The organism is bacterium, assembly GCA_039961635.1.
Taxonomy (GTDB): Bacteria; 4484-113; 4484-113; order JAGGVC01; family JAGGVC01; genus JABRWB01.
Genome location: JABRWB010000039.1, coordinates 22,011 through 38,384, shown reverse-complemented (window position 1 = coordinate 38,384; position 16,374 = coordinate 22,011). Strand labels below are relative to the sequence as shown.

The window sequence follows — 16,374 nt, the reverse complement described above, 5'->3', positions numbered from 1 at the left end:
TATCTCCTTGGAATTCACACCGGCCGAACCACAGGGCGCAGCCGGACATAAGTTTACTTTGGCTGCTTGCGGTCAGTCAACCTGCTCTCCCTTAGCGGAAGCGTTCGCCCTTGCGATTTGAAGGCTTGAAGCAAATCGCCGTACTCCCGCCCGCATCACCGGCGTGCCGGCGAATTTGTTGAGGAATCTCTCCCTGACGGTATCTTCGCTCGAATCTCCCGATTCTGGGGTGTAGATCTCTATCAGATCTTTCCAAGTGGGCTGGGCCAAGTCCGGACGTGGTGAAAAATCGGGCTTCGTTGTCGGTTTTGCATGCCTTCGGTTCCACGGACAGACTTCCTGGCAAATGTCGCAGCCGAAAACCCAGTTGCCGGAATTTCGAGCGATTTCGTCCGGCACCGGTAATTCGGTTTCAATGGTCGTGTAGCCGATACAACGGCGGGCATCAATCTTGTACGGCTCCACCAAGGCGCCCGTCGGACATGCCTCCAGACAGCGATTGCAGGAACCGCAATAGTCAAGGTGGGGCGTGTCATATGGAAGTTCCGCGTCTATGATCAGCTCTCCAAGGAACACCCAGCTACCCAGCTTTTTGGTAATCAGGCAAGTGTTTTTCCCGATCCATCCGATTCCAGCGCTTTCGGCGAACGCTTTTTCGGATATCGGATGACGGTCAACCGCGGTCGTGCCATTCACGGTTGGATAAACGGTCCGGAGTTTGAACAAAAGCATGTCCAGCTTCTTGCCAACGACCTTGTGGTAATCGCGGAATCTAGCGTATCGGCTTATTAATGGGCCGTCCAGCTGTTTGGAATCCGGTCCGGGCGTAAAATAATTGATTGCGAGCGATACCACGCTTTTGGCGTCCGGCAGACAAGTAGAGGCTTTAAACCTTTCCACTCCCGGCCTGTTCATCCATTCCATTGTGCCGTTCCATCCGCGAGACAACCATTCCGCCAAGTTGGCTTTGTTTTTATCAAGCGAAACGGCCGGCGCGAATCCGCACGCTGAAAATCCAAGGGCGACAGCCTCGCGCCGGATATACTCCCCCAACGCGATCGCTGCCTTGTTTTTGCCGGTATCATTCCGCATGCGTTCTGTATCCAAGCAGATCGAGGGCCGCCTTCGGCAGCCGCGATTTGCGGTGAGGAATGCCGAGCGCTTTGCGCGCGGCCGCAACGTATGCAGCGTCGGGGGCGATTCCATCGCGGAAAATTCTGGACGCGATTTCCTTGTCGGTTAGAGGAGTTTCGCCCGATACTTCCTCGTCCAGCGTACGAAGCAATCGTTCGACGAGCGGATCTTCGACTTTCAGCGCGGTTCTTAAGTATCTGCGTTGCCCCAGCCCGTCCACGAGCAATTCCCCGTCAAGCAATTGCCAAGTGTCCCACTGCGAAAGGCCTATAGACGATGCGACGCGGGAAAGCGGTATGGATGAATGCGGGTCGTCCAAATCAAGGCTGGAAAAGGCATCGCCCAACTTTGAATATGCCGTGCGCCTTGATTTCAGTGCGGCGATTGCGAGCCGCGATCGTTCCGATGCGCGGCCGGGTATTATCGCGGCGCAGTAGTCGGAAAGATGTGGGGGTGAAAGCTCCGGTCCTCCGGATTTGTAAGTCAGATAATAATATGCACGTTTGAGATAGTCGCCGTTTTTGCCCCAAAATAACTGGGCCGGATATGGCGTCAAGTGCCTGCGGATTGCTTCAACTCCTTCCTCGATTACTTGCTCTCCAAGTCCGGATATTTCGGACAGCATTGCCCGTCCGCCGCCTGAAAATGCTTCCCAAAAGTCCGTGAGCAGCAGCCTCGCCGCATTTCCGGCAATTGAATCGGGAAGCAGCGGAATCTGATTTCTAAGCACATCGTGTATGCTCCTTCCTGCGCAACCAATGGGAGACAGTCCCGATATCGCGTCGAGAGCGTCTTCGATTTCGTGCCTGGGCCGTCCCAGCGCAATCGCCAATTCAGGGATGTTGCCCGAAAAGTAACCGGTTTCGACATCAATTTCGTCGATAAGGTTGGACGAAACGAAAAAGTGCCGTTTGGGAAAACGCGCCAAAGCCTGGCGCTTCAAGTGGTCACGCAGATCAACCGCGTTTGGAAGCGGCGCGCAGTGGATTTCGCCGGCCGCTTCCCTTACCACTGCTTCCGGCGTCGGAAGCACGAAAAACGACTCGTCTGTAAGCGCGCATCGCTCGGCAACCCTGCACCAGCCAGTGGGAGTCAGCCTTAGGAGGGGCGCCACAGCATATTCGAACTCCGCCACAGCGGCGGATGATTTGTCCAAGCCGCTTTTTTGCATCGGTGGGTATTATATCACCGGATTTTTGGCCGGCGAAGAAGAGCTTTCGCTCTGGTAAAATTCAATCGGTGCATCGAGATCGGGACTTACTTGATACGATTTCCCCGCCTGAGGCGCATTTTCTTTTCGAGCAGCTGAAATTCAGGCTCGCGCGCCGGGGAAACATCCGCGACCTGGAAAGGATTTCCAGGGCGTTCGACCGCGCAACAAAGCAGCATGTAGGGATGTTCAGGGATGGAGGGCAACCGTACATTACTCATCCGGTCGAGGTTGCGGAAATATGCGCTGCTCTCAATATGGACGAGGATTCGCTGGTAACCGCACTTCTTCACGACGTTGTTGAAGACACAAGCGGCTACTCGCTGTCCGACATCGAACGCGAGTTTGGCAAGGAAGTGCGCGAGATGGTGGATTCACTGACAAAAATCAGTGACGCCAACTTTTTCGTCAAGCTTTGGAGCCGCCGGGAAACGCCCAGACAAGCGGAAAACCTTCGAAAACTGTTCGTGGCAATGGCCAAGGACCCGCGCGTGATTGTAATAAAACTGGCCGACAGGCTGCACAACCTGCGTACGTTGGAAGGTTTGGATCCGAAACGCATCGAGCGCCAGTGCCGCGAAACGGAAGAATTTTTCATCCCGCTCGCCAGGAGGCTTGGACTTGCATCGATTTACAGGGAAATGGAAGATTGGTGCTTTCGGTATCTCGAGCCAGAAGAGTATCGCGCATTAGAAGAAGACGTTTTGGAGCCAATGCTTGAGGCCGAACGCATCCTGGGCGCGATGCAGGAGCGCCTGGAGGATGCCTTTTGGCGGGCGAACATTCCGATTGCGGAAATTCACAGCCGGCGCAAGCACCTTGCCAGCCTTCGGGCCAAAATGCTGGAAAAGGGCGTCTCGATAGACGAAGTTTACGATTTACTTGCCATGAGGATCGTCGTGGACGGGGCGCCGGGCTTGTGTTACCAGGTGCTGGGCGAAGTGCATATGGTGTACCCTCCTCTTGAGCACAGGTTCAGGGACTTCATCGCCCGCCCGAAGGCCAACGGTTACCAGACTCTTCACACTACAGTGGTCGGTCCTGGCGGGCGTTTCGTGGAAGTCCAGATCCGCACCGTCGAAATGCATCACCGCGCCCAATACGGAATTGCCAGTCATTGGCTTTACAAAGAGGGTCCGGAAGAGTACGCCTTCAACAAGGACGAGGAGTGGAGCGAGCTAATCCGGATGCTCGAGGACGAGAGAGTTGATTCACAAGAATTCGTCGCCCGCGCGCAGACCGCGCTCCTCAAAGGAATGGTGCTGACGTTAACTCCAAAGGGCGAGGTTGTAAGCCTGCCCAAGGGGTCTTGCCCAATCGATTTCGCGTATGCGATTCACACGGATTTGGGACACGCCACGGGAGGGGCAAAGGTGAACGGAACGCGCGTTCCGCTGTATCACCGCTTGGAGAACGGCGACGTCGTTGAAATTATAAAGCGCGACTCACTCAATGCCGCACCCGATGCAGAGTGGATGGATTGGGTCAAGAGTCCGCGTACACTACTTAAAATCCGCAAGTGGTTCAAGGCGCAGCCGCGAAGGAAGCGTATCGATTTCGGAAGGCAGCTTTTGCATAAGGAAATTCAGAAACGCGGCCTTTATCCGCTTAACCTTCTTGCGCCGGACAAACTTGTGGCGATACTGAAGCTTCTGAAGGTGGGCTCGATTTACGATATATATGACAGGCTGGCATGCGGGGATTTGACGACAAGCGAAATCCTTCTGATGCTAAAGCAGGTTCAGATGGAGCGTGCGCAGAAGGTGGAAATGCAGGAAGTTTCCGCCGAGCCCAGTCTGGCGATTCCATTAATCGCTCCCGGCGCGGAACTGGGTGTGCTCGACACACGCGGCAAAAGAACAAGGCAAAAGACGGAGCTTGCGGCGTGTTGCCGCCCGATACCGGGTGATTCCATAGTGGGCTATTACGACCGCGATTCGAAACGAATAGTGGTTCATACGCAGAACTGTGCAAAGCTAGGGGCGCTGGGCGAAAAACAAGAAATATCGCAGCTGTCATGGGATAAGACAGCGGAAGGCAAGCGATATCCTGTGCATATCGAAGTAGTATCGCTTAACCGCGCGGGACTGATGTATGACGTCCTCGGCGTATTGGCGGCCGGCCAGGTGAACTTGACCGGAGGGCATTTCGAAATCAAGCCGTCCACCACCGGGGCGTACGACGATCCGGCGAACACCCAGGTTCTAATCGAAATCGGCGATACTACCGAGCTGGAAAGGGTGCTTGCCGAAATTCGCAATGTGCCCGACGTCATCGCCGCGTTCAGATTGGGTGGAAGCGATCGTCAGCCGGAGGAAAAATCAGGTAAGCCCGAGCCTGCCGAGCCCAAAAAGCCGGACAAACCGAAGAAGCGCTTGGTCCAGCGAAAAGACTCGGCGGAGACGGTCGGGGAGACGGTCAAATGAAAGTAATCGTACAACGCGTGAATTGCGCCATTCTTACGGCCGAAGGGGGCCGAACAACTTCAATAGGAAAGGGCTATTTTGTTCTTGCGGGCGTGGCGGAGGGCGATGTTCCCGAAGACGCTTTGTATCTTGCGGATAAAATTGCCAAGCTAAGGATTTTCGAAGATGAATCAGGAAAAATGAATCTTTCTATTTCAGAAGTCAACGGCCAAGTGCTCGTTGTAAGCCAGTTTACGCTGTTCGCCAACACGCGACGCGGGAACAGGCCCAGTTTTGCAGGTTATGCTCCGCCCGAAGAGGCTGAACCGCTTTTGGTGATGATGATTGAGGAGCTTCGCGCGCGCGGAATTGAAACTGCAAGCGGCGTATTCGGAGCACATATGAAAATCGCCGCCGATTGCGACGGGCCGGTAACTATAATCATCGACAGCTCGGACAGACACGTTCCTCGCAGGCAGGCTTAAGCATAATCTCAATTTGCATACTGCTCAAATCAGCCAAAAACCGCGCCTTTCAACGCCGTGGGGCAGGGGCATTGGTCATCCGGAGGTTCGTCCGGCAGAAGGGCGATTAACTCGGCGATTATCTTTTTCAGCTTTTCCAGGTTTTCCCTGAAAACGCGAAGAACTTCATCGTTTGTGACAGGCTGAATATCCGGCCTTCCCTCCAAGCCAGAATCGTAGTCGGTAATCATTGCGATGTTTACGTAGCACATTTCCAGCTCGCGGGCCAAAAGTGCTTCCGGAAACTGCGTCATATTGATGACTTCCCAGCCCATCGAGGAATACCATCGGCTTTCCGCTTTCGTCGAAAACCTGGGCCCCTCCACAACAACTACCGTTCCCTTGGGATGAGCAGTCACTCCCGCCCTTTTGCAAGCCTCAATAGCAAGCTCTCTCATCCTGGGGCAGTAAGGCTCCGCAAAACTGACATGTGTTGTTGCAGGACCGTCGTAAAAAGAAGTCACGCGCGTTGTCGTTCGGTCAACCAACTGATCGCTTATCACGAAGTCTCCGACCTTTACATGCGGCTGAAGACTCCCCGCCGCGCACGGGCCGATGATTTGGCGGACGCCCAGTTGCTTGAATGCCCACAGGTTTGCCCGGAAATTGACCATATGTGGTGGGTATTGATGCTTCCTGCCATGTCTCGGCAGAAACGCAACGGATTTTCCCGAAATCTCTCCAACGGTAATGAATCCCGAAGGATGCGCGTAAGGTGTGTCAATCGGGACCTCCTGCGCGCCTTCCATCAACGCGTAAAGCCCGCTTCCGCCGAAAACTCCAATCTTCGCCCTAGGCAATTCCATAACCCCTCCTGGTGTTCAACTTCTGCTTGCTGAAAAAGCATCGGGATCGAAAAAGCCGGAATAAACGGAAACGGCCGGCCCGGACATCAAAATGGAATCCCCCGCGTTTCCCGACCAGCTGATGTTTAGGATTCCTCCGGGAAGCCGTACCGCAACCTCTGCTCCGGGCGCAACCCGACCGGTCGCGACCGCGGCTGCCACCGTCGCGCAAGCGCCGCTTCCGCATGCCAGCGTTTCTCCGCAACCGCGTTCCCAGACCCTCAAATCTATGGAATCGTTTCCGCGCATTTTCGCGAATTCCACGTTCACTCGCTCCGGAAAAACGTCCGTCGCGTTCTCTATCGCCTTTCCGACACGATAAACCGGATAATCGTCGACCGATAGCCCTTCGTCGAGAAATGTAACGCAATGCGGATTGCCGACTGAAAGGCAGGTGGCAATCAGTTTTTCTCCACCGGCGGATAGGCTTTTTTCGATAAGGTTCTTAGACCCGTCCGGAAATATGGCCGGAAGTGACGCGGCATCGAACGATGGCGTGCCCATGCTTACTTTCACCGCGGAAACTTTGCTTTTGTGAATCGTCAAGTCCAAGTGCAAAATACCGGAGCCGGTTTCGAGGGCAAGCGACTCCTTGTCCCAAAGCCCATGGTCGAATACGAATTTCCCGACGCATCGAACGCCATTTCCGCACATAGGCGAAATGCTGCCGTCCGAATTGACATAATGCATTTTGAAGTCAGCTGTGGCGCTAGGCAGCACAAGGATCAATCCATCCGCGCCTATGCCGAATCTGCGATTGCAGATTGCGCAGGCGGATTCGGTAAGCTTATCCACCAAGCTTGTACGCCAATTTGAATCCTCCCTTTCGGCGAATAGATCCGAAGTGCCATCCACAACGACGAAGTCGTTGCCCAGGCCGTGCATTTTTTCAAACCGTAGTTCCACGGGGGAATTATAGCCGAGCGGTCAAACACCCCCGAATGCCGAAACGGCGTTCATTTGCGCGATAATAAATGCTCCTTCGAGAAGCGGGGTGAAATTCGATGAACGGCAAATTGCTTTTGGCTCTGTTTTGCATTGCGGCAGTCACGCTCGCGTTGACGGCCTGCCCCAAAAAGGCGCCTCAACCCGCGGAGGGCGGCGAAAACGCGGCTTCTCCCACAGCGGAGACTGTCGAGGAGCAGCCTTCGGACGGGGACGATGCCTCGGTCGAAAACGGCGGCCAGCCAGCGCCCGCGGAAGGTGAAACGGCGGAATCGCCAGAAGGCGGCGAGGGTCAAGAGACGCCAGCCGCTGAAAATGCGGACGACGCGGCGCAGGCGACCGATGCAACCGAGGCCAATCCCGAGGATACCGGCGTGAAAACGCCGCTTCCTCCCACCGGCCAGTTATGGAGCTACAGCGACCTCGGGAAAAATCAAAACGAAATAATAACTCTGTTGTTCGAGACCGAAAAAGGCACATTCAAGGTGGAGGTGTATCCGGAAATTGCACCTAATGCGGCCGCCGCATTTTTAAAGTACGTTTCGCTTGGTGTGTACGATGGAGTCTATTTTCACAGGGTTGTGAAAGAAGACAAACTATCCATCGTGCAAGGTGGCCAGCCGCTGACGCATGCCGAGCTTGCAAAGACGGGTTACAACGCTGAACGATGGCCGGAAGAAGCCAAAAAAAAGTCGAAGCTTGCGGATTCGGTCGGCAAAATTTTGGATGAACCCAACTACGCGAGGAATGAAGCGGGAACTATGGCTTTGGGCAAGCAGCCTTCCACCGTCGGCGGATATATCAAGGACAGCGCGCGCGTGGACTTTTTCATAAACCTCGGTTACAACGAACATTTAGACCGCGACTTCACCGTATTCGCCAAGGTGGTTTCCGGAATGGACATAGTAAATTCGCTGGTCCAAGATGACAAACTCATTCGAGTGGTTGTTGCGGAGTAGGTGTCCGGAATATGAAACGCTCCAGAAGGCGCAGATCGATCAGGCTGCTTACAGACGGGATGGCGGAATTGATTTCGAGGCTTACCCAACGGCAGCGGTCCATCATCCTCAATCTGGTTCGAATTTACGTCCGTCAGGCACATCCAGTGTCATCGAACGCGCTGGTTGAGTTTCTAAACCTCTCAAGCGCAACGATCAGAAACGAGCTCGGCTATTTGGAGGAGCTTGGATTTGTCAGCAAGGAACATCAGGCGTCGGGGCGTACGCCGACGGACTTGGCATACCGCTTTTTCGTGGACGAAGTGCGCGCGAGCCTGGAAAGCGATCCGAACGAGCATTTGAAAACAGAAAAGGCGCTGATGGGATTGGAGAGGGAGTTTTCGCAGCTTATATCTTGGACGCTGACTCATCTTTCGAAGCAAAGCGGGCAGGCGGCATGGCTAAGCATGCCTGTTTTGCCCGACCTTAAGCTTCGCTCCGTTGACTTCATTCCAACCGCGGAGCGCAGCTTCTTGATACTTGTCGTAACAACAAAGGGCTATACAAAGCATAAAATGGTAACTTTGGGGCAGCCGCTGGATCCGCAAATCCTGGCATATCTAAAGGAACAGCTGAACAACTATTTGTCCGGCAAGGACATCAACGAAATCGACATGTCCCAAATCCGCAGGATTTTCCGGGAAGTACGCCGGCTTCCGCATCGCGTCATTGAAAGTGTTACAGGATTCCTTGACGAACTGGGGCAGGGCATTGAGCGGATGTATATCAGCGATTCCAGGCCTCTCCTTTCTCAACCGGAATTTAGAGATGCGCAGCTAATGAACCGCGTTCTCGACGCCCTAAACGACAAAGAGTCGTTCAATACTTATGTTAGGGATGTTCTAGGCGACCAGGAGTTCAGCGTCGTTATAGGACGCGAAAATTTAAATTCGAATTTGGAGGCTTGCGGACTGGTGCTTTCCCGCTATTACCTCCCGGGGTCGGCTTCAGGAACGGTCGGTGTTATCGGCCCGATGCGCCAGACGTACGATTTGAATATTCCGCTCGTCGTTGTGGTAGCCGAATGCCTTTCAGAGCTATTTACGCGCGAGCCGCTTTCGCTTTAGCGCGATGGCAGTAACACGAATTGGATTTGAGCAATTTGTTGTGCAGGCGCGCGGGCCAATCGGGTATAATTCCGCGGCCGGTCGAATCGTTGAATGCCGGAGTGAGGGCGCATGTATTCTGCGCTAAAGCTGTTTGGCGGATCGATTTTTCATTAAAAATTTCGGATGCAAAGTGAACGCCGCCGAGTTGTTGGAATGCGGCGAGCGCTTGGCGCGGGCGGGCGCCAGAGTTGTGGAAATCCAAGGCTCCGACGAAATTCCCACGGGATCGGGCGGTGTGCTGATTGTAAACAGCTGCACCGTGACAGCAACTGCGGATGCCAAAGTGCGCGCATTCGTCCGCCGGGTAAAAAGACTAAATCCGGCACTTAAAATCGTACTTTCCGGCTGCATGGTACGCGCTGCGCATTTCAATCCGTCGGAATTGCCTTTCGCAAATATAGCGTCGCGAGTGGCCGATGTGGCAAAGGATTACGAATTGGCCAATCGAACGGGCAGGGTAACCGCGGCTGCCCGCGCGCCGCTGGATTCAAGAACGCGTGCATTCGTGAGAATGCAGGATGGATGCGCCAGCAACTGCAGTTTCTGCATTATTCCGAAGGTTCGTCCGGCCGAGTCGCTGCCGAGGAAGGAAGTGCTGGGCAGGATTGAAGCGGCACTGGCCGCCGGCGCATGCGAAATTGTGCTTACCGGAACCAACATAGGCAAGTTTGCAGACGAAAACGGGCGCGGTTTTGTGAGCCTAGTATATGAAGCTGCGGATTTGGCTTATGAATCGAGTGCAAGACTTCGGATTTCGTCCATCGAGCCTGAAGATATGCGGCCCCCCGTTTTCGAACTTTTCGAGCATCCAGCGGTTTGTCCGCACCTGCATCTTCCGTTGCAAAGCGGCTCGCCCGAAATTCTGCGCAGGATGCGCCGACGGTATTCCTTATCCAGGTACATCGGCATCTCGGCGGAATTCAGAAGGCGTTTCCCCTTTGCTTCGATCACAACCGACATTATCGTCGGTTTCCCGGGCGAAACAGAGGATGATTTCAGATCCACTTTGGATGTTGTTCGGGATGTAGGATTCGAGCGAATCCACGCTTTCCGTTATTCGCCAAGACCGGGCACCGCCGCCGCAGAATACGAATCAGCGCCCCAGAGCGTTGCGGCCGCTCGCCAAGCCACTTTGCTTTCGTACGGTGATAAAATATCGTCCTCTCGGATGCAGAGACATTTGGGCCGCACGGTGCAGGTGCTCGTTGAGGAGGTTTCGGGCGGTGCTGCGCGCGGATACAGCGGAGAGTATTTTCGAGTTCAATTCCCGACCGAGAACACTCAAAACGGCAATCTGGAATACGCGCTCGTGACCGGGCGCGGGGAAAGCGGCCTGTTATTCGGGGAACCAGCGGCAAATTCCAATAGTGATTCTTGTCATTCATTTCAGGAGTTGCAAATTTATTCGCGCCTTGCGGCGGGTGATTCGACATAGAATCAAATACTGTAATCAAAGTCTCCAGCTACGACGAGCTGCAGGAGCTTTTTGGCGATTTCGATTCCAATCTTCGCCATATCAAAAAAAACCTCAAGGTGAAGGTATACACGCGCGGATTGGACGTCGTAGTCAGCGGAGAACATCAACGCGTGGAGGCGGCGAGGGAGATTCTCGATAAGATGCTCGAAGACATTCGAGCAAGGGGATTTCTGGAAGAAGACACAGTGCAGGTCTACCTGAGCGATGTCGAGGTCGAAGCGCCATCCGCCTACATTTCGCACATCCCGCACTTCGGGCCGAAGACCGACGGCCAGCGGAAATATCTGGACACGATGGAGGCGAGCGACCTGACGCTTTGCTACGGCCCCGCGGGCACCGGAAAGACGTACCTTGCGGTGGCGATGGCGGTCAGCTATTTCAAGCGCGAACTTGTGCGCCGCATCGTGCTCTGTCGCCCTGCGGTGGAGGCTGGAGAAAGCTTGGGATTTCTGCCTGGAACGATGCAGGAAAAAGTCAATCCTTACCTCGTCCCCCTGTTCGACGCTCTCAACGACCTGCTCAAATTCGAGCGTGTGCGAAAGCTCGTGGAGCAAAACGTCATTGAAGTCGCGCCGCTGGCCTTCATGCGCGGCCGCAGCCTAAACAACAGCTTCATAATCTTGGATGAAGCCCAGAATACGACGTACGCCCAAATGAAAATGTTCCTAACCCGCATGGGGCGCAACTCAAAAGTTGTCGTGACCGGGGACATAACCCAAGTCGATTTGGAATCAAACAAAAAAAGCGGATTTCTTACTGCGCTGAAACTTTTGAGCAGACTTGGGGAAGGCATCGGAGTGGTCGAGCTCAGTGACAAAGATGTTGTCAGGCATCCCCTTGTGCAGCGCATCGTCAATGCGTACGAGCAATTCGAGGCGGTTCACGGCGAACAGCCCAACGGCGTCCGCAACAACAAGCGCCGAGAGGAGGAATAGTCGTGCAAAGGCGGGCGGAGGCGAGGCGGCGCAGGATATTCGTGATGCAGCGCGTCGCCCTCGGCGCCGCGGCATTTGTTTGCGTTACCGGCTTGTTTTATGCGCATCTGTTTGTATTTCCTATTAAGCTTGTGCCGGGCCAGATAGTGCCCTTTACCATTGCGAGTCCCGCCGACGCAGAATGGGTGGACAGCGAGCAGTTCGGCGAAGTAATGAAACGAGCTTCGGAAGGATGGGTGCTCGATCCAACCGTCGCGGAAACCGCGGTTAAGGAAGTCAACTCTTTTTTCGACGACATCGCAATCCTGCAAAAGAGCGAGCTGCCTTTCAACTCCAAAGCGTTGCAGCTGGAAGCGAAGTATCCGCCTTCGAGCCTGCTCATCAAAAAGCTGCTCGACACGGATTCAGCAGTCCTCGCGGAATATCAAACCGAAGCTGTAAAGCTCTTGCGCCAACAGCTTTCATCCCCGATGGATTCGGAAAGCGTAGAGGCGATCCAGAGCAACGCTGAAAACATATACATTAGAATCCCGGAACAAATATCCGCGTATTTCTTAAGACCGAATTTGGTAAGTTACAAGAGCGCCGATCCCGAAGAGCTGTTTCGCGACTTCTTTACTTTCAAAATCAGCAAGGGCGACATTATCATCTCCGAAGGCCAACGCGTTACAACGCAGGTTCTAGACAAGCAGAAAGCCGTTAAGGATGCGCAAAAACGCCAGGATCTATTAACTTTCAGCGGGCTTTCGCTGATGTTTTTAATTATGCTCATTATTTGGGCATATTACCTGCACAAATTCAAGAAAACGCTTTGGAACGCACCGCGCTCGATGTCCGTGATTCTGGCCATAGTCATTTTCAGTCTTCTTCTCTCGCTTGTGATAATGCGCATACCATTGGAAAATGCGTACTTCGCGGTTTCCGCCCCGCTCATCGCAGCAAGCATCATAACGTGCGTCGTTTTCGATCCGATTTTTTCGCTTTACCTTTTCGGCTCGATAGCCCTTCTTGTAAGCTGGCTGTTCGGTTTCAACACCGATTTGCTCATATACAATGTAGTCGGATGCGTCGCGAGCCCTGTCTTTCTGTCGCGAACCAGCGACAGGCGCAGGATAATCGCCCTCGGTTTCATCCTGGCCGCGATCAATGTTTACCTGGTTGGTATCGTCATCCTGGTTGGCGTCCAGACGCTTTCGGTGACGCCTTTCATCGTCGCCGCAGCCAGTGGCATTGCCGCCGCGATTTTTGCATTAGGTTCGCAGTCATTGCTTGATCAATTCGCCTTGGAATTAACTCAAACAAAGCTGCTTGAACTCGCGGACAGCAATTCGGCGCTGCTTCAACAAATGAATCTCAAAGCGCCCGGAACTTACAATCATTCCGTTGTTATGGCGCATATGGCGGAAGACGCCGCGCGCGCCGTAAACGCGGATCCGTTGCTTGCAAAGGTTGGGGCTCTTTACCACGACATAGGCAAGATCGCCCAGCCGCAGTTTTTTGCCGAAAACATCCACGATAAAAGCAAAAATCCGCACAACAGGCTTAATCCGCGAACTTCGTACCAAATCATCCTCAAGCACATAGAAGCCGGAGTGGAGCTTGGACGCAGGCACAAGTTGCCGGAAGAAATAATCGACTTTATCCTCACCCACCATGGTACAACCGTGATGAAATATTTCTATCAGCAGGCAGTAAACGAAGAAGGCGAAGAAATGGTAAGTTCAAAGGAGTTTGAATATCCAGGGCCGATTCCGTTTACGAAGGAAACGACCATAGTTCACCTTGCGGACAGCGTTGAGGCAATTGTGCGGGCACGCGAGATTTCCAGCGAACAGGAGTTGAGCGAAACAATAAAGGAAATCTTCGAAGAGAAAATCCGCACCGGCCAACTCGACTCAAGCGATGTCAGTATCAAAGATTTAAACGCGATCCGCGATGCATTCACATCGGTACTTGCCGGAATTTATCACAGCAGGGTTAAATATCCTGAAGATATTGCCCGTGAGAAGAGAAGGGAAGACGGAGCCGGGGCGCCGGAATCCACAAACAACGGCGCCGGGGCGAAAGGCGGCTAAACAGAGAAAGCGATTCGCCGACTTATCCGCTGCGGCTGACTTTCTGTTCGGTAGCGACCGTGGTTGCCGATTCGTACCATTCGGACGTTTTCTCTACAAGTTCAACCGCGCCAAGCGAACATCCGACTTTTTCTGCAACAGGTTTGCAGTCCGGACCTTTGATGCCGCGGACGGTGATTTCAACTTTTCCGTCCGGCTTGATTACAATTTCCAACTCGCGCACGTTAGCCATTCCTTTCTCCTACTGATACTTTCTCAACACGACTCGGATGCTGCCGTCGGTTTCGTTTTTTTCCTCGACCAGGGAGTATCCCTGTTTCTGCGCTTCGTCGACTGCCTTTAGGTAGGCGTACTTCTGGGTTAGTTCGTTTACGAACTTTTCCTTTTCGATTCCTGCTTTTTCGGCTTCCATCCAGTCCGCCAGAATTTCATAAGAGCCGTCCTTACGCTTCCTGAAGCCGATATCCACGGGAGAAGCCGAATTCACCCGGGCGGCGAATTCCACATTCTCCCGGCATCCTGCGACTCCGCGGATTTCTTTTGCTTCGTGCAGAATCATACATCCAAGCTCTTCCAGAGCCTTAATTAAGAACACGGTTTCGAAAAGCAGGGTATCTACAACGAATATGCCGCTCATTTTCGCCTCCTTGGCAGACTGACAATGTTACCTTACGATTCGAAATGCCGCAATTCCATCCGGGCTTGCGGGAAACCTTGAACTTTTCCACTTTAATCGTGGTATATGGTTTCCGTGTTTGACACTTCCAAGGAATCCTTCGATTTTGAAGACCTTGTCGAGATCATGCGCATCCTTCGGTCACCGGAAGGGTGCCCGTGGGATCGCGAGCAGTCGCTTGCCACTTTGAAGGATTACTGCCTGGAGGAAGCGGGCGAAGTGTGTTCGGCCATAGACAAGGTGCTCGAAACCGGCGATCCCGCGGCTTGGGGCGAATTGTGCGAAGAGCTGGGGGATTTGCTTCTGCAAGTCGTATTCCAGGCCCAGCTTGCATCGGAGGAAAACAAGTTTGCGATTTCGGATGTTGTCGGAGCTATTTGCACCAAGCTTATCCGACGGCATCCGCATGTATTTGGCGGTACGGTTGCAGAAACAAGCGGCGAAGTGCTGGCCAACTGGCGCATTATCAAGGCGGCAGAGCGCGAGGCCAAGGCGGAAGGTATGACAATCTCCGCCAAAGACGCCGAAAAGCTGGTTACCGGCAATGGCCCGGCGCAGAACTAACTTCGGTTGTATCCTACCGAAGTGGTATGATTTTATGCTTTAGTCCGGCGTTTAGTCCGTATTAACTTGGGGAGGTACGCGATGCCAATCGAAGGCAAAATGTTTAGCGGGAAGAAGGCGCTCATTACCGGCGGAAGCCGGGGAATCGGCCGCGCGTGCGCGATTCACCTTGCGGAGCATGGCGCGGACGTGGCCATCAATTACCTTCGCAACGTCAGCGCGGCTGAAGAAACGGCGGAGCAGGTTCGCAGCCGCGGCTCTCAAGCCCTTTTGCTTAAATACAATGTGGGCAAGGTGGAAAACATACAGGAGATGTTCTCCGAGCTGAAAGAAAAATGGGGAGGTCTGGATATTTTTATCTCCAACGCGGTTCTGGGAGTGTTGCGGCCGGCGGATGTCTTCCCCGAGAAGGGCTGGGAAATGACGGTGGACATAAACGCAAAGGCGTACCTTTTTTGCGCCCAGGAAGCGGTTAAGCTTATGGAGGGCAGGAGAAGAGGCCACATCGTCGCGCTATCGTCCATCGGCAGCATCCGCTGCATGCCCGGATACAGCGTTATTGGCGCAAGCAAGGCCGCAATCGAGACGCTGACGCGCTATCTGGCGCTGGAGTTGGCTCCACGAAACATCAACGTCAATTGCGTATCCGGTGGACCAATAGACACCGACGCGCTCCGCGCGTTTCCGAATTACGAAGAATTGATTGCGGAAACGGCGAGCAAAACCCCTCTTGGCAGGATGGGAACACCGGAGGATCTTGCCAACGTTGTCGTCTGGCTATGCAGCGACGAATCCAGCTGGGTTACCGGCCAGACCATAATCGCTGACGGCGGGCTGACGCTAATGTAGCGGTAGATGGAATTGAGCCGCCGCGTGGTATGATTTTCCGGCTTGCACCGTTGTCGGGGACTTCCGGCGCCGCTCCGGCGCAGGCAACATTGGGTATCGGAGGATATTTGTATGAAGATTGCATCCACATTTTTTCTAGCTCTCACATTGGCGCTGGTCGCTTTCTCCAGGCCCGGCTTTGCCCAGATGCAAGGAGGCGGCGACACCGCGCTTGCCTATGCCTATGGCATGAATGACCTGTCGGTCAAAGTGGTCGCCGTAATCTACAATTACGCGGGCATGGTCTGGGAATCCTTCGACGGCGGAACATTGGATTCCACCAACGCGCAGTTGGAGCTTGAGTACGTCGAGGATATTCTTTACGATTCCTATGACATTATTGACGGCATTCTTGCGACAACCAGCGAAACAGAGCCCGTGTACGAGATTCTTTCGCCGCACATGGACTGTTATGTGTATTTCACGGGCTACATGAAGGCGCTACGCGCTTATTTCGCGGATCCGTCCGACTCCAATTTGGACAACGTTTACGACAAGCGGGGTGAGGTGGAGCCGTATATGGAGGCGATCGGGCTCAAAATCGGCTCCAGGGGCGAAGTATAGCCAGGCGCGAACGCGGAGCGCTTCG

At 53.9% G+C, this 16,374-nt stretch carries 16 protein-coding genes; 10 read left to right on the top strand and 6 right to left on the bottom strand.

Annotated features, from left to right (window positions below):
* Nucleotides 1-72 precede the first annotated feature (72 nt).
* Nucleotides 73-1,092 (bottom strand): tRNA epoxyqueuosine(34) reductase QueG, encoded by a 1,020-nt coding sequence (queG, locus tag HRF49_06265; GenBank protein MEP0814254.1) that lies wholly within the window; start codon nucleotides 1,090-1,092, stop codon nucleotides 73-75.
* Nucleotides 1,082-2,305, bottom strand: a complete 1,224-nt coding sequence (locus tag HRF49_06260; protein ID MEP0814253.1) for a hypothetical protein — start codon at nucleotides 2,303-2,305, stop codon at nucleotides 1,082-1,084. The genes queG and HRF49_06260 overlap by 11 nt, the downstream gene beginning before the upstream one ends.
* Nucleotides 2,306-2,373: 68 nt before the next feature.
* Here HRF49_06260 and HRF49_06255 point away from each other — a divergent pair, with 68 nt between their 5' ends.
* Together HRF49_06255 and HRF49_06250 are read left to right on the top strand one after the other, a co-directional pair.
* Nucleotides 2,374-4,770, top strand: a complete 2,397-nt coding sequence (locus tag HRF49_06255) for a bifunctional (p)ppGpp synthetase/guanosine-3',5'-bis(diphosphate) 3'-pyrophosphohydrolase (GenBank protein ID MEP0814252.1) — start codon at nucleotides 2,374-2,376, stop codon at nucleotides 4,768-4,770.
* The gene (locus HRF49_06250; GenBank protein ID MEP0814251.1) at nucleotides 4,767-5,234 is read left to right on the top strand and encodes a D-tyrosyl-tRNA(Tyr) deacylase; all 468 of its coding nucleotides are present in this window, start codon (nucleotides 4,767-4,769) and stop codon (nucleotides 5,232-5,234) included. Before HRF49_06255 ends, HRF49_06250 begins: the two co-directional genes overlap by 4 nt.
* A 29-nt stretch (nucleotides 5,235-5,263) precedes the next feature.
* On the opposite strand, the gene HRF49_06245 is transcribed toward HRF49_06250, so the two are convergent.
* The gene (locus HRF49_06245; GenBank protein MEP0814250.1) at nucleotides 5,264-6,079 is read right to left on the bottom strand and encodes an S-methyl-5'-thioadenosine phosphorylase; all 816 of its coding nucleotides are present in this window, start codon (nucleotides 6,077-6,079) and stop codon (nucleotides 5,264-5,266) included.
* Between the two features lie 15 nt (nucleotides 6,080-6,094).
* A complete protein-coding gene (locus HRF49_06240) occupies nucleotides 6,095-7,024 on the bottom strand; it encodes a diaminopimelate epimerase (protein MEP0814249.1) in 930 nt (309 codons plus the stop codon).
* A gap of 98 nt (nucleotides 7,025-7,122) precedes the next feature.
* Here HRF49_06240 and HRF49_06235 point away from each other — a divergent pair, with 98 nt between their 5' ends.
* The 5 genes from HRF49_06235 to HRF49_06215 all read left to right on the top strand — a co-directional run bounded on the left by HRF49_06235 (nucleotide 7,123) and on the right by HRF49_06215 (nucleotide 13,657).
* A complete protein-coding gene (locus HRF49_06235; GenBank protein MEP0814248.1) occupies nucleotides 7,123-8,022 on the top strand; it encodes a peptidylprolyl isomerase in 900 nt (299 codons plus the stop codon).
* A gap of 11 nt (nucleotides 8,023-8,033) precedes the next feature.
* The gene (hrcA, locus tag HRF49_06230) at nucleotides 8,034-9,128 is read left to right on the top strand and encodes a heat-inducible transcription repressor HrcA (GenBank protein ID MEP0814247.1); all 1,095 of its coding nucleotides are present in this window, start codon (nucleotides 8,034-8,036) and stop codon (nucleotides 9,126-9,128) included.
* Nucleotides 9,129-9,261: 133 nt separating this feature from the next.
* Nucleotides 9,262-10,605 (top strand): MiaB/RimO family radical SAM methylthiotransferase, encoded by a 1,344-nt coding sequence (locus HRF49_06225; protein MEP0814246.1) that lies wholly within the window; start codon nucleotides 9,262-9,264, stop codon nucleotides 10,603-10,605.
* A 182-nt stretch (nucleotides 10,606-10,787) separates the two neighbouring features.
* Nucleotides 10,788-11,582, top strand: coding sequence for a PhoH family protein (locus HRF49_06220; GenBank protein MEP0814245.1), 795 nt, complete (start codon nucleotides 10,788-10,790; stop codon nucleotides 11,580-11,582).
* Nucleotides 11,583-11,584: 2 nt separating this feature from the next.
* Nucleotides 11,585-13,657 carry an HDIG domain-containing protein gene (locus HRF49_06215; GenBank protein MEP0814244.1) on the top strand — a complete coding sequence of 691 codons (2,073 nt, stop codon included), beginning with the start codon at nucleotides 11,585-11,587 and terminating at the stop codon, nucleotides 13,655-13,657.
* A 22-nt stretch (nucleotides 13,658-13,679) separates the two neighbouring features.
* Here the strand turns inward: HRF49_06215 and HRF49_06210 are convergent, their stop codons facing one another.
* On the bottom strand, nucleotides 13,680-13,889 hold the full coding sequence (locus HRF49_06210; protein MEP0814243.1) for a DUF2997 domain-containing protein: 210 nt from the start codon (nucleotides 13,887-13,889) through the stop codon (nucleotides 13,680-13,682).
* A 9-nt stretch (nucleotides 13,890-13,898) separates the two neighbouring features.
* Entirely contained in the window at nucleotides 13,899-14,294 is a 396-nt protein-coding gene (locus HRF49_06205; GenBank protein ID MEP0814242.1) for a DUF1257 domain-containing protein, read from the bottom strand.
* Between the two features lie 105 nt (nucleotides 14,295-14,399).
* Between HRF49_06205 and HRF49_06200 the strand changes: the two genes are divergently transcribed.
* The 3 genes from HRF49_06200 (at nucleotide 14,400) to HRF49_06190 (ending at nucleotide 16,349) form a co-directional block, all read left to right on the top strand.
* The gene (locus HRF49_06200; protein ID MEP0814241.1) at nucleotides 14,400-14,897 is read left to right on the top strand and encodes a hypothetical protein; all 498 of its coding nucleotides are present in this window, start codon (nucleotides 14,400-14,402) and stop codon (nucleotides 14,895-14,897) included.
* 99 nt (nucleotides 14,898-14,996) lie between these two features.
* Nucleotides 14,997-15,746, top strand: coding sequence for an enoyl-[acyl-carrier-protein] reductase FabL (gene fabL, locus HRF49_06195; protein ID MEP0814240.1), 750 nt, complete (start codon nucleotides 14,997-14,999; stop codon nucleotides 15,744-15,746).
* Between the two features lie 111 nt (nucleotides 15,747-15,857).
* A complete protein-coding gene (locus tag HRF49_06190) occupies nucleotides 15,858-16,349 on the top strand; it encodes a hypothetical protein (protein MEP0814239.1) in 492 nt (163 codons plus the stop codon).
* The last annotated feature ends 25 nt before the right edge of the window (nucleotides 16,350-16,374 follow it).